Genomic DNA, 14,857 nt, shown 5'->3' with positions numbered 1-14,857 from the left:
CGTTCCGTTACGGTAAGGCGCTGAGCGGTCCTCCCGCTCGTCCCCAGCACCACCAGCACCAAGGAGGACCGCGCGTGCGTCCCACCCTCGCCGCCGACCAGGTACGGGCCAGCCTGAGCCAGTACCTCGCGACGACGTACGCGCTGGCCGACGAGAGCACCCGCCGCGCCCTGGAGAACTTCCTCGGCGACGCCGAGGACGGCATCTTCCGCGGCCCCTACCTCCGCATCCGCACCCCCTTCCGCGGCGCCGAGGGCGAGGACTGGAAGCGGCACCTGACCTGGTGGCCCCGCGGCTTCACCCCGCACCGGCACCAGGAGCAGGCCTGGGAGAGGCTGTCCACCCTGCACGGTCCGGCGCGGCCCACCCTCGTCACCACGGGCACCGGCTCGGGGAAGACCGAGTCGTTCCTGGTCCCGATCCTCGACCACTGCCTGCGGGAGCGCGAGGCGGGCCGGGACGGCGTCAAGGCGGTCCTGCTCTACCCCATGAACGCGCTCGCCACCGACCAGGCCCAGCGCATCGGCCGGCGGCTCGACGACGCCGAGGACACCCGGCTGCGCGACGCGGGCGTCCGGGCGGCGCTCTACATCGGCGACACGCCGTCCCAGGAGTTCAAGCGGGCCAACCCCGCGATCGCCGTCGACCGGGACGAGATCCGGCGTACCCGGCCGGACATCCTGATCACCAACTACAAGATGCTCGACCTGCTCCTCCAGCGGCCCGAGGACCAGCGGCTGTGGCAGGACCCCGCGCTCGCCTACGTCGTCCTTGACGAGTTCCACACCTACGACGGCGCCCAGGGCACGGACGTCGCCATGCTGCTGCGCCGCCTCGGCTCCGTCACCGGGCTCGCACGGCCCGGCCGCCCGCTGGGACCGGTCTGCCCCGTCGCCACGTCGGCCACCCTCGGCGAGAACGGCCCCGGCGCGGACGGGCGGAGCACGGCGGGGCGGGGCGCGGCCGGACAGCCGGGCGGCGGCCCCGGCATGCTGGAGGTCGCCGAGCAGGTCTTCGGCGTGCCGTTCCCGCCCGAGGCGGTCGTCGGCGAGGACCGGCGCTCCACCAAGGACTTCACCGGCGAGAGCGACTTCAGCCTGCCGTTCCCCCCGCCGCAGGAGGTCGTCGGCCTCGGCGACCCCACCCGCGACCCAGGCGCCATGGACGCCCTCGTCACCGCGTTCACCGGTTTGAGCGGACCGACCCCCGAGGAACTCGGGGCCGTCCTGCGCCGCCACCGGCTCACCGCCGCCGTCCTGGAGATCCTCGACGGCACCCCCAGGACCCTCACCGAGATCACCGAGGTGCTGCCCCGCTACGCCTACCACTGGGGCATGGCCGTGCAGCTGAGGCCGCGCGTCGCCGCCCAGGCCCTCGCCCGCTACGTCGCCCTCCTGTCGTACGCCCGCGACCCCGAGCACCCCGGACGGCCGCTGCTGTCGATCGAGGTCCACCACTGGGTCCGCTCGGTCTCCCGCGTGCTGCGCGGCATCACCGCGGCCCGCGCCGAGTTCCGCTGGGACGACGAACGGGTCGCCCCCGGCGGCGTCCTGGCCCGCACGGACCAGGGCCCGGCGGCCAGGCCGTCCCCGTACGACGGGGAGGGGCCCGCCGTGCCGCTGAACGCCGTCGAGCAGGCCGCCGTACCGGCCGGCGACAGCGCCCCGCCGCCCGCCGAGATCTTCCTGCCCGCCGTGTTCTGCCGTGAGTGCGGACGCTCCGGCTGGGCCGCCTACTCACCCGAGGTCGACCCGGCCGAACTCGACCTGACCGCCACGAAGATCCGCCGCGCCTCCATGAGCCGCGACAAGCGCCGGGTGCGCAACATGATCGCCGCGACCCCGCAGGAAGTGCACGAGGCCGCCTTCGCGGTCGGGGAGGAACGCCGGCGCGGCGGGCCCGTCGTCATGGTCCTCGAAGGCACCGGCGGACGGCTGCGCCCCCTGTCGCCCGAGACCGACTTCACCCCCGCGGCGGACGGCGCGGGACCGCGCCGGCCCAGGCTCCCGCACAACGCCGCGTTCGTCCACGTCGACCTCGACGGCGACCGGGCCGCCGAACGCGACCAGTGCCCCGCCTGCCGCACCTTCAACGCCATCCGCTACCTCGGCACCGGCCTCGCCGCGCTCGCCGCCGCCTCCATCACCCAGCTCTTCACCGGCGGCGAACTCGACAAGAGCCTCGGTGAGAACAAGACCCTCCTGTTCAACGACTCCGTCCAGGACGCCGCCCACCGCGCCGGGTACGTCGCCAGCCGCTCGTACACGTTCTCCCTGCGCGCCCTGCTCGCCAGCCGTATCGACGAGGACGAACCGATCATCCTCAACGACCTGGCCGCCGACCTGATCGCGGACGTCGTCGACAGCAAGGCGGTGCAGGCCGCCGTCATCCCGCCGGACCTGCACCTGATCCGAGGCGTGGACACCCTGCTCTCCGGCCGCAGCCGCGGTTCGAAGGCCACCTGGGAACTGATCGCGCAACGCCTGGCGTTCGCCACCGTCATGGAGTTCGGCCTGCGCTCCCGGCAGGGTCGCACCCTGGAGTTCACCCGCACCGTCGCCGCCGACGTGCCCGTCGCGGACCCCGACGCCGTCGCGGACCTCGTGGGGGAACTACTGCTCACCACCCCCGGGGAGATCGCCCTGCCCGACGGGTCCGCGCCCGGACCCGACCGGTACGTCGGCTTCGTCAAGGGCCTGCTGGAACGGCTGCGCATCCGGGGCGCCGTCCGGCACGCCTGGCTCGACCCCTGGCTCGACCAGGCCGGGGTGCGCCGGTGGGCGATCTGGGGCGGACGGGAGAACGGCATGCCGGCCTTCCCCCCCGGCGTCTCCGCGCCCGCCTTCCTGCTCGGCAGCCCCAAGCAGGGCAGCGAGGACTTCGACGTGCTCACCGGCCGGCTCGGCTGGTACCAGGACTGGGCCGTGCGCGCCCTCGGCCTGCGCCGGGAGGCCGCCGCCCACTTCCTGGCCCGGCTGCTGCCCGCGCTCGCCGACACCGGCGTCCTCTCCGCGCGCACCGCGCTCGACGGCGCCACCCGCGTCTACGGACTCCAGCCCGGCCACATCCAGGTCCGCGCCCTCGCCGACGACGTCCTGCCCGACGCCACCGCGCACTGCCCGCGCTGCTTCTGGGAACAGACCATCCACCCCGACCATGCCGACCAGTGGCACGGGCAGCCCTGCCCCCGCTACCGCTGCTCAGGCGTCCTCGGCACCGGCCGTGACCTGGACAGCGGCCTGCGGCAACGGGACTTCACCGACGACTTCTACCGGCGCATGTACCGCGAGGCCGGCGTCTTCACCATCAACACCGCCGAGCACACCGGCACCCTCAGCCGCGCCAAGCGCGAAGCCGTCGAGAAGGCCTTCCGCGAGGGCACCGACGTCCACTACGCCAACCCGCAAGTGCTGTCCTGCACCCCCACCCTCGAACTCGGCATCGACATCGGCGACCTGTCGGCCGTCGTCCTCGCCTCGCTGCCCAAGGGACCGGCCAACTACATCCAGCGCGTCGGCCGGGCCGGCCGCTCCACCGGCAACGCCTACCTGCTCACCATGGTCGACCGAGGCCCGCGCGACCGCTACTACCTCGAAGAACCCCGCCTCATGATCGCCGGGGACGTCCTGCCGCCCGGCTGCTACCTGTCCGCGGTGGAGATCCTGCGCCGCCAGTACCTGGCCCACCTCCTCGACCTCGCGGGCGCCGGGCGGCTGACCGCCCCCGACGGCACACCCCTGCGGCCGCTGCCCGGCCGCGCCACCGAACTGTTCGGGGCCTCCGCCTGGCAGGCCGAGTTCGTCGAGGCCGCGCTCGCCGACGGCGGGCGGCTCGTGGCGGACTTCCTGGACCTGTTCCCGCCCTACGACGACAGCCGCGGCACCGGCGTCAGCCCGCAGGCCCGCGCCGCCCTCGTCACCTACGCGACCGACCCCGGCGAGGACGGCCTCAAGGGCGCCCTGGAGGCCGCGGGCCGGCGCTGGGAGGAACGCCGCGCCGACCTCCAGCGCCGCACCGAGGCCATCGACCGGGCCCACGGACTGCTCGTCGCCGGCGACCCCGACCACGAACGGCAGGGGCGCGAACTGCGCGCCGAACGGCGGGACGTGGCACGCGTCGCCCGCGAGATGGCCCGCACCACCGCGCACGGCGCCCTCGTCGACCTCGGCCTGCTGCCCAACTACAGCCTCATCGACACGGCCACCGAACTGGAGGCCACCCTCACCTGGAACGAGAAGAACGCCGACGGCGCCCGCGAACACCACAGCAAGACCCTCCGCCACAGCCGCCCCGCCCGCCTCGCCCTGACCGAGTTCGCCCCCGGCAACCACTACTACGCCCAGGGCTACAAGCACCGGATCACCGGACTGGACATCGGCACCCCCGGCCGCCCGGCCTGGATCTGGTGGCGCGTCTGCCCCGACTGCGGACACGTCCGCACCCACCGCGCCGAGGACGACTCCTCGCCCTGCCCGCGCTGCCGGTCCGCGGCCATCGGCGACGTCGGCTGCCTGCACAAGGTCCTCGTGCCGCGCCGCGTCACCTCCCGCGACGAACGCGACGACGTCCGCGTGCGCGACGACCGCGACGACCGGGACCAGCGGCACTACACCGTCGTCCCGGCCGTGGACATCGACGCGGGCGACGTCGAACAGGCCTGGAAACACGAACACGCCACCTTCGGCTGGGAGTTCACCCGCCAGGCGCACATCCGCCACATCAACACCGGAGCCGTCCGGGTGGACGGCGGGACGGACACCGCCTTCGCCGGCCAGGAGGTCCGCCTCAACCCCTTCTGGGTCTGCGACGCGTGCGGCTTCGCCGACCCCGACGGCGGGCCCGCCGCGCACGACTCCGGCGACCCGGCCGCGTACGGCAAGTACCACCGGCCCTGGTGCCGCAGGCGGCGCGCCGGAGCCGACACCGCACGGCGCGGCGAGCGGGTGCTGCTCGCCCACGAGCTGCGCACCGACGCGCTGCGCATCCTCATCCCCGCCGTCACCGCGCACACCCGGGAACGGCTCGCCTCCTTCAAGGCCCTGCTGCTGGCCGGCATCGCCCGCGCCTACGGCGGCGACCCCGACCACCTGGAGGTCGTCACCGACTCCATGCCCGAGGAGCCCGGCGAGAGCGCGCACCGCCGACACTTCCTGGTGCTGTACGACACGCTGCCCGGCGGCACCGGCTACCTGCACCGCCTGGCCGGCCGGGACGGCCTGGAGGGCGTCCTGGAGGAGGCCCGCCAGGTGATCGAGACCTGTGTGTGCGTCGGACAGGGCCGGCCCGCGTGCCACCGCTGCCTGCTGCGGCACGTCACCGACAGCGAGTACGAACTCGTCTCCCGCGAGCACGCCCTCGACATGCTCGGCGACCTGTTCGGCCGCACCCCCGACCGGTGGAGCGTCGTGCCGGTCGCCACCACCCACGACATCACCCTGGTGCACCAGGTGGAGAGCGAACTGGAGGCGCTCTTCCGGCGCGGGCTGCTCGAATGGGCCGAGCGGATGGACGAGGTCAGCGTCCGCACCGCGCTCGCCGCCGACGGCACCAGGGACACGACCCTGCGCTTCACCGCACCCGACGGAACCGTCCGCGGCTGGCAGATGGAGACCCAGACCCCACTCGGCTTCACCCGGCCGGACGTGGTCTTCCGCAGCACCGACGACGACCGCCGCGTCGCCGTCTACCTCGACGGCTACCGCTACCACGCGAGCCCCGAGCACCTCGTCGCCCGGGCGGACGCGGAGCGGCGGACCCGGCTGCGCGCGGAGGGCTGGCAGGTGTTCCAGCTCACCTGGGACGACGTGCAGGCATGGACGGGACAGACCGGCCCGCCGGCCGACCCCGTGTGGAAGCCGTACCCGAACACCGCGCAGAAGACGGCCATGGACGTCCACCGGCGCATGCACGCCGGCGACACCCGTGACCTGTCGCGCCTGGTGTGGGCCAACCCGGTCGAAACGCTGATCGGTTACCTCACCGACCCGGGCCCCGAGGCGTGGCGGCGCCGCACCCAGAGCGCGCTCGCGGGCTTCGCCGCCGTGTCGGCGACCAGCAGGGCCCTGGCCGACGGCGCGGAGACCGGGCTGAGGATCGGTGAGGCGCTGCACGGGCGGCGACTGGCCGCAGGACAGGGCGCCGTCCAGGTCATGGCGACCCGGGACACCTCCGGCTGCCCGCTCACCATCGTGCTGGACCTGCGCAGGGGGCAGACCGAAGCCGTCTGGACGGCTCTGACCGTCCTCGACGACAGCGCGGACGCGGTCGCGGCCGACGAAACCGCCCACCGCAGGCGCTGGCGGGCATGGCTCTACTGGAGCAACCTGCTCCAGTTCCTCGACGCGGGCGAGGGGGAGGGGGTCCAGCTCACGGCCGGCATGCTGCCCGGATTCGACCCGGGCGAGCTGGCGGTCACCGGCGGAGCCGGATGGCTCACCTCCCAGCGGCGGGCGCACGGACCCACGGAGCACGGACCCACGGCGGACGAAGAGGAGCCGGTGGGGGGCCGGCGGCACGCCGAAGAGACCCCCGCGGCCGTGCGCGATCCCGCCTGGGACGAGGTCATCGAGTTCCTCGTCGACGATCCCGGCCTGCCGGCTCTCGCCCGGACCCTCGCCGACCGCGGCCTGCCCGCCCCGGAGGCCGGCTACGAACTGGGAGCGGCCGCCTGGCCCGCCGAACTCGCCTGGCCGGCCCGGCGAGTCGGCGTCGTCCTCGCGCACCGCCCCGACCCGGGCAGCAAACGGGACATCGACGCCGAACAACGGGACCAGGCCTACCGGGAGGCGGGCTGGCGGGTGCACACCGCGACGGAATGGGACGCCGACGAACTCGCCGGGCTGGTGAACGGCGACGCGGACGCCGGCGCGGGCCGGGCGACGAACGAGCACGAGGAGAACGAGCGATGAGGGTCACCGGCACGCCGAGGACGGGCGTGACCCTGCGCCTGCTCGACAAGGCCGACAAGGAAATCGTCAAACTGGACCGCGCGGTCCTCGGGGCGTTCTACAAGTTCCAGCACGACTTCCGCCGCAACCCCGACGCCGGCGGGCTCGACCTCAAACAGCTCGAAGGCCACGACCGGCTCTGGTCGGCACGCGTCAACCGCGAGTGGCGGGCCCTGATGATCCGCCTCGGCGGCGACGACTGGCTCCTCGTCTCGGTCAAGCACCGCAGCCACGTCCACAAGAACCTCGACCGGTTCAACTACGGCATCAACCACGTCACGGGCGCCATCGAGTACGTCGACCTCCAGGTCGTCGAGGAGAGCCTGCTGCGCCGTGAACTCGCGCCGCCCGCCGCTCCCGCCCCGGCCCCCACGCCCGTCCCCGCTCCCGGGTCCGCGGCGGAACCGGTCCGGCCGGAGCAGCCGCTCTTCGCCGCGTACACCGACGAGCAGCTCGCGGACCTCGGCGTCGCCCAACCGCTCATCCCGGTCGTCCGGAAACTCACCACGGACGACGAACTGCTCGGCCTCGCCGAGTACGCGCCCCGCCACACCGGGGAGGTGCTCCTCCGGCTGCGCGACGGCGTTCCGTACGACGCGGTCATGGAACAGGTCACCGCGCCCGTCGCCGTGTCCGAGCCGGAGAAGAACCTCGACACCGACGACTGGCAGGCGGCCGTCGACCGCTCCCAGACCGTGGTGATCACCGACGACGAGTCCCTGCAGGCCATCCTGGAGGAGCGCGACTTCGGGCGCTGGAAGATCTTCCTCCACCCCACCCAGGAGAAGCTGGTGCACCGGCGCTACTCCGGCCCGGCCCGGGTCGGCGGCGGGCCGGGGACGGGCAAGACGATCGTCGCCCTTCACCGCGTGCGCCACCTGGTGGACCACCTCCCTCCCGGCCACAACAAGCCCGTCCTGCTCACCACCTTCAACCGCAACCTCGCCGCCGACCTGCGGGCCCGGCTCCTCTCGCTCGGCGGCCCGGACGTACTCGCCCGGGTCGACATCGCCCACGTCGACCAGTTGGCCACCCGCATCGTCAGCGAGGCCGACCCGGGCAACGCCAAGCGGCGGATCGACGACACGGCGGCGCTCCGCGAGTGGCGGGAACTGCTGCTGGAGGCGGGGGAGACCCGCTGGAGCGCCGAGTTCCTCAGCGACGAGTGGAACCAGGTCATCCTCGGCCAGGCCGTGACCTCCCGGAACGACTACTTCACCGTCCGGCGCGCCGGACGCGGACGCAGCGTCACCCGAGCCGAGCGCGCCGGCATCTGGCAGCTCGCCGAACGCTTCGCCCAGCGGCTCGAGACCAAGGGGCTGGAGACCCACCGTCAGGTCGCGGAGCGGGCCGCACGGCTGGAGACGGCCCGCAAGGCCAGGATCGACCGGCTCGCGGAGGAACGCGAGGAACGGGGCGGCCTGGACAACCTCCACGTGGAGGCCGGCTCCGGCGCCTGGCTGCGCTACCGGTACCGGCACATCGTGGTCGACGAGGCCCAGGACCTCAGCGCCGCCCACTGGAAGATGCTGCGCGCCATGGTCCCCTCCGGACCCGACGACATCTTCCTCGTCGGCGACACCCACCAGCGGATCTACGACAACCAGGTCACCCTCGGCAGCCTCGGCGTCCACATCCGCGGCCGGTCCTCCCGGCTGACCCTCAGCTACCGCACGACCAGGGAGATCCTCCGCGACGCGATCCGGGTCCTCGGCGACGCCGACTACGACGACCTCGACGGCGGCGACGACACTCTCGCCGGCTACCGCTCGGTCCTGCACGGCGTGCGCCCGTCGCTGCGCGGCGCCCGGAGCTGGGACGAGGAGATGGACCTCGTCGTAGAGCAGCTGCGGGCCTGGCACGACGTGCCCCGCGAGTCCACGGCGATCTGCGTCCCCACCAACGACATGGTCACCCAGCTCGCCGAACGCCTGTCCCGGCGCGGCATCACCCCGACGGAGATCACGCCGGACGGGCCGCGCGGCGACCAGGGCGTCCACATCGGCACCATGTACCGCTTCAAAGGACTGGAGTACCGCTGTCTGGTCATCGCCGGAGTGGCCGAGGGCCTCGTGCCCCGCGCTTCCGTGGACGCCTGGGAGCATACCGACCCGAGCCGCCACCGGCGAGAGCTGCACCGAGCGCGCTCGTTGCTCTTCGTCGCGGCGACCCGCGCCCGTGACGCGCTCGCCATCACCTGGCACGGTGAACCGAGCCGCTTCCTGACGCCGCTGCTTGCGAACACTCATGGTGTTGCCCGCCCACGGACATGACCACCTCCTCGTTCGCCACCAGCAGCTTGCGGCTGGTCACCAGCACCAGGCACCCGTTCCCACCGGGGAGCTGCGGCCCCAGCTGTCGGTAGCCGGCCCGCGTTGTCGCGAATCAGCAGCGCCTTCTTGTCCGCGAGCCTGTTCCGCCCCATGGCGGCCCGGGCCTCCGTGACCGCGGGCGCACCTGGCAGCGCCGCCCTGGACGCCGTCTTCGGGTAACTCCCGAGCAACCGGGAACAGCCCGGTCCCGACCGAAAGTCCCCGAGGAGCCACCACGCCCCCTCTCGCCTCGTGTTTCATGCAGGTGAGGAGGGGGGTGGCGGCATTCACCCTGAAGGGCGTCAGATGTCCCGGAACGTCTCGATCTGCGCTCCGATCGAGTTCAGGCGCTCGGCCAGGTCCTCGTAACCGCGGTTGATGACGTACACGTTGCGCAGCACGGACGTGCCCTCGGCGGCCATCATCGCCAGCAGGACGACCACGGCCGGACGCAGCGCCGGCGGGCACATCATCTCGGCGGCGCGCCAGCGGGTCGGGCCCTCGACCAGGACCCGGTGCGGGTCCAGCAGCTGGAGGCGGCCGCCGAGGCGGTTGAGGTCGGTCAGGTAGATCGCGCGGTTGTCGTAGACCCAGTCGTGGATCAGCGTCTTGCCCTGCGCGGTGGCCGCGATGGCGGCGAAGAACGGGACGTTGTCGATGTTCAGGCCCGGGAAGGGCATGGGGTGGATCTTGTCGATCGGGGCTTCGAGCTTGGAGGGCCGGACCGTCAGGTCCACCAGCCGGGTGCGGCCGTTGTCCGCGAAGTACTCGGCCGTGCGGTCGTGGTCCAGGCCCATCTCCTCCAGTACCGCGAGCTCGATCTCCAGGAACTCGATCGGCACCCGGCGCACCGTCAGCTCCGACTCGGTGACGACGGCGGCGGCGAGCAGGCTCATCGCCTCCACCGGGTCCTCGGAGGGGGAGTAGTCCACGTCCACGTCGATGACCGGCACGCCGTGCACGGTGAGCGTGGTGGTGCCGATGCCCTCGACGCGGACGCCCAGCGCCTCCAGGAAGAAGCACAGGTCCTGGACCATGTAGTTGGAGGAGGCGTTGCGGATGACGGTGACGCCGTCGTGGCGGGCCGCCGCCAGCAGCGCGTTCTCGGTCACCGTGTCGCCGCGCTCGGTCAGCACGATCGGGCGGTCCGGCCGGACCGAGCGGTCCACCACGGCGTGGTACTGACCCTCGGTGGCCGCCACCTCCAGCCCGAACCGACGCAGCGCGATCATATGCGGCTCGATGGTGCGCGTGCCGAGGTCGCAGCCGCCGGCGTACGGCAGCTTGAAGGCGTCCGAGCGGTGCAGCAGCGGGCCGAGGAACATGATGATGGAGCGGGTGCGGACGGCGGCCTCGGCGTCGATGGCGTCGAGATCGAGGTCGGCCGGCGGCACGATCTCCAGGTCCACCCCGTCGTTGATCCAGCGGGCGCGCACCCCGATCGAACCGAGGACCTCCAGGAGGCGGTACACCTCCTCGATGCGGGCCACCCGGCGCAGCACCGTGCGCCCCTTGTTGAGCAGCGAGGCGCACAGCAGCGCCACACAGGCGTTCTTGCTGGTCTTCACGTCGATGGCGCCGGACAGCCGACGGCCGCCGACCACCCGGAGATGCATCGGGCCCGCGTAGCCGAGAGAGACGATCTCACTGTCCAGCGCTTCGCCGATCCGGGCGATCATCTCAAGGCTGATGTTCTGGTTGCCGCGCTCGATGCGATTGACGGCGCTCTGGCTGGTACCGAGCGCCTCGGCGAGCTGTGCCTGCGTCCAGCCGCGGTGCTGCCGGGCGTCACGGATGAGCTTGCCGATGCGTACGAGGTAGTCGTCTGCCATGAGGTTGAGGTTATCTCAGATATGAGATGGCACCTCTTGAGGGGGGCCATTCGGGTGACGCACGGTCAGTGACCGCCGTGGCTACGGGTTCGACGCCATCCGAAAGGTCCGGGCAAATCCATCGATGTCGTACGACGTCCGGTGCTGCTGTGGGTGTGCCGCGGGCCGTGCTTCCCGCCGGTGGTGAGGGACCAGGAGTGCTTGTTGATGTTCAGCCGCACTCCCGGCAGGATCCGGAAGCTCTTGCGGAACGTGAGCGGCATGCCGTGCCTCCTTCCGGCCGTTGCCGGTCGATCCAGGTCCCCTCCGGATACCCCGAGTTGCCGACATGATGGGTGAACCGGCCGCGGGCGGCGCACCGCTGGTCGCGGTGGGCTCGGCTCGCCGCTCCGTCCGGGGGAGGGACGGGCCCGGCGCACCGGCCGGCCCGCTCCCGGGCGCGCACCGGGCGGCGCGGAGCCGGTGCCGGCCGGTGGCGCGCGGTCGGGGCATGCCGGTGGCGCGCGGTGCTTCCGGAGGCGGGGCGGTGCCCGCTCCATCCCCGGGTGCGGCGTCCCGTCCGCGCGCGGTGACGCCCGGCGCGGCCCGGGTGGCTTCCCGCGACCGCCCGCGCGTCCGGGGCCGCCGGGGGGCGGACGGCCGGGGCGCCGGGGGTGGGCGGCCGGGCCCTCCGGGGGTGGGCGGCCGGGTCCGCCGGGTCGCACATGACCATCCGGCCCCCATGTACTAGAGTTATCTCGATATCGAGATATCTGCCGAGGGAGCACCACAGCCGCCACGCCGGTAAGGGTTACCTAACTAAGCCTTGCCTCAGCGGAATGGCCGAGATGCCGTGGCGGCAGGATCGTGGTGATACGCGCACATCAATGAAGGAGACTGTCGTGTCGGCGAACAGCTTCGACGCCCGCAGCACGCTGCAGGTGGGCGACGAGTCGTACGAGATCTTCCGGCTTGACAAGGTCGAGGGCTCGGCCCGACTGCCTTACAGCCTGAAGGTCCTGCTGGAGAACCTGCTCCGCACCGAGGACGGCGCGAACATCACCGCCGACCACATCCGTGCCCTCGGCGAGTGGGACTCCCAGGCCCAGCCGTCGCAGGAGATCCAGTTCACGCCGGCCCGCGTGATCATGCAGGACTTCACCGGCGTGCCCTGTGTCGTCGACCTCGCCACCATGCGCGAGGCCGTCAAGGAGCTCGGCGGCGACCCGGCGAAGATCAACCCGCTCGCCCCGGCCGAGCTGGTCATCGACCACTCCGTCATCGCGGACAAGTTCGGCACCAACGACGCCTTCAAGCAGAACGTCGAGCTGGAGTACGGCCGCAACAAGGAGCGCTACCAGTTCCTGCGCTGGGGCCAGACCGCCTTCGACGAGTTCAAGGTCGTCCCGCCCGGCACCGGCATCGTCCACCAGGTCAACATCGAGCACCTGGCCCGCGTCGTCATGGTCCGCGACGGCAAGGCCTACCCCGACACCCTGGTCGGCACCGACTCGCACACCACCATGGTCAACGGCCTCGGCGTCCTGGGCTGGGGCGTCGGCGGCATCGAGGCCGAGGCCGCCATGCTCGGCCAGCCGGTCTCCATGCTGATCCCGCGCGTCGTCGGCTTCAAGCTCACCGGCGAGCTGCCCACCGGCACCACCGCCACCGACCTGGTGCTCACCATCACCGAGATGCTGCGCAAGCACGGTGTGGTCGGCAAGTTCGTCGAGTTCTACGGCGAGGGCGTCGCGGCCACCTCCCTGGCCAACCGCGCCACCATCGGCAACATGTCGCCGGAGTTCGGCTCCACCGCCGCGATCTTCCCGATCGACTCCGAGACCATCAACTACATGCGCCTGACCGGCCGCCCCGAGCAGCAGCTCGCGCTCGTCGAGGCGTACGCCAAGGAGCAGGGCCTCTGGCTGGACCCGAACGCCGAGCCGGACTACTCCGAGAAGCTCGAGCTGGACCTGTCCACCGTGGTGCCGTCCATCGCCGGCCCCAAGCGCCCGCAGGACCGCATCGTCCTGGCGAACGCCGCCGAGCAGTTCAAGCAGGACGTCCGCAACTACGTCGACAGCGTCGACGAGGCGGGCAAGGAGTCCTTCCCGGCCTCCGACGCCCCCGCCGCCACCGACGGCGTGCCGGCCAACCCGTGCCCGGTCACCGCCCCCGACGGCACCACCTACGAGCTGGACCACGGCGCGGTCACCGTCGCGGCCATCACCTCCTGCACCAACACCTCCAACCCGTACGTCATGGTCGCCGCCGCGCTGGTGGCCAAGAAGGCGGTGGAGAAGGGCCTGACCCGCAAGCCGTGGGTCAAGACCACGCTGGCGCCGGGCTCCAAGGTCGTCATGGACTACTACGACAAGGCCGGCCTGACCCCGTACCTGGACAAGATGGGCTTCAACCTCGTCGGTTACGGGTGCACCACCTGCATCGGCAACTCCGGCCCGCTGCCGGAGGAGGTCTCCAAGGCCGTCAACGACCACGACCTCGCGGTCACCTCGGTCCTGTCCGGCAACCGCAACTTCGAGGGCCGGATCAACCCCGACGTCAAGATGAACTACCTGGCGTCGCCGCCGCTGGTCGTCGCCTACGCCATCGCCGGCTCCATGAAGGTGGACATCACCAAGGACGCCCTCGGCGCGGACCAGGACGGCAACCCGGTCTACCTCAAGGACATCTGGCCCTCGGAGACCGAGGTCAACGACGTCGTCGCCAACGCCATCGGCGAGGACATGTTCTCGAAGTCCTACTCCGACGTGTTCGCCGGCGACGCCCAGTGGCAGTCGCTGCCGATCCCGACCGGTGACACCTTCGAGTGGGACGCCGAGTCCACCTACGTGCGCAAGCCCCCGTACTTCGAGGGCATGGGCATGGAGCCGGCCGCGGTCGAGGACATCACCGGCGCCCGGGTGCTCGCCAAGCTGGGCGACTCGGTCACCACCGACCACATCTCGCCGGCCGGTGCGATCAAGGCCGACACCCCGGCCGGCCAGTACCTCACGGAGCACGGCATCGAGCGCCGCGACTTCAACAGCTACGGCTCGCGCCGAGGCAACCACGAGGTCATGATCCGCGGTACGTTCGCCAACATCCGCCTGCGCAACCAGATCGCGCCGGGCACCGAGGGCGGCTACACGCGTGACTTCACGCGGGACGGCGGCCCGGTCTCCTTCATCTACGACGCCTCGCGCAACTACATCGAGCAGGGCGTGCCGCTGGTCGTCCTGGCCGGCAAGGAGTACGGCTCCGGCTCGTCCCGCGACTGGGCGGCCAAGGGCACGGCGCTGCTCGGCGTCAAGGCCGTCGTCGCCGAGTCCTACGAGCGCATCCACCGCTCCAACCTGATCGGCATGGGCGTCCTGCCGCTGCAGTTCCCGGAGGGCCAGTCCGCGCTCTCCCTCGGCCTGACCGGCGAGGAGACCTTCTCCATCACCGGTGTCACCGAGCTCAACGAGGGCACCACCCCGCGCACGGTGAAGGTCACCACCGACACCGGCGTCGAGTTCGACGCGGTCGTCCGCATCGACACCCCCGGTGAGGCGGACTACTACCGCAACGGCGGCATCCTGCAGTACGTGCTGCGCAGCCTGATCCGCAAGTAACGGATCGGCGCCGCGAGGCAGTTGGGCCGCACCCCCGGTTCGCCGGGGGTGCGGCCCCCGTTTTGCGTCCCAGGCGTTTACAGCGGGTTCCGTCCGCGCTAGTTTCACCGCGGGCGAGGTGGGAGCGCTCCCAAGAGGCGGCGGACCGGAACCCGCCGCCGGGGGCGCTC

At 72.2% G+C, this 14,857-nt stretch carries 5 protein-coding genes; 3 read left to right on the top strand and 2 right to left on the bottom strand.

The genetic code is table 11. From position 1 onward, the window contains the following. Positions 1–74: 74 nt before the first annotated feature. Together ACF061_RS19160 and ACF061_RS19155 are read left to right on the top strand one after the other, a co-directional pair. Positions 75–6,908 carry a DEAD/DEAH box helicase gene (locus ACF061_RS19160; protein WP_392268066.1) on the top strand — a complete coding sequence of 2,278 codons (6,834 nt, stop codon included), beginning with the start codon at positions 75–77 and terminating at the stop codon, positions 6,906–6,908. After that, positions 6,905–9,220, top strand: a complete 2,316-nt coding sequence (locus ACF061_RS19155; RefSeq protein WP_392268065.1) for a UvrD-helicase domain-containing protein — start codon at positions 6,905–6,907, stop codon at positions 9,218–9,220. Before ACF061_RS19160 ends, ACF061_RS19155 begins: the two co-directional genes overlap by 4 nt. A gap of 341 nt (positions 9,221–9,561) precedes the next feature. Here the strand turns inward: ACF061_RS19155 and ACF061_RS19150 are convergent, their stop codons facing one another. Together ACF061_RS19150 and ACF061_RS19145 are read right to left on the bottom strand one after the other, a co-directional pair. Next, entirely contained in the window at positions 9,562–11,091 is a 1,530-nt protein-coding gene (locus ACF061_RS19150) for a helix-turn-helix domain-containing protein (protein WP_392268064.1), read from the bottom strand. A gap of 65 nt (positions 11,092–11,156) precedes the next feature. Further along, positions 11,157–11,354 carry a DUF4236 domain-containing protein gene (locus ACF061_RS19145; RefSeq protein ID WP_392268063.1) on the bottom strand — a complete coding sequence of 66 codons (198 nt, stop codon included), beginning with the start codon at positions 11,352–11,354 and terminating at the stop codon, positions 11,157–11,159. A gap of 618 nt (positions 11,355–11,972) precedes the next feature. Here ACF061_RS19145 and acnA point away from each other — a divergent pair. Then, positions 11,973–14,687 (top strand): aconitate hydratase AcnA, encoded by a 2,715-nt coding sequence (acnA, locus tag ACF061_RS19140; RefSeq protein WP_392268062.1) that lies wholly within the window; start codon positions 11,973–11,975, stop codon positions 14,685–14,687. Positions 14,688–14,857 lie beyond the last annotated feature (170 nt).

Origin of the sequence: Streptomyces sp. NPDC015220 (assembly GCF_043079345.1) — a bacterium.
GTDB lineage: Bacteria > Actinomycetota > Actinomycetes > Streptomycetales > Streptomycetaceae > Streptomyces.
This window is presented reverse-complemented; position numbering and strand designations above follow the sequence as displayed.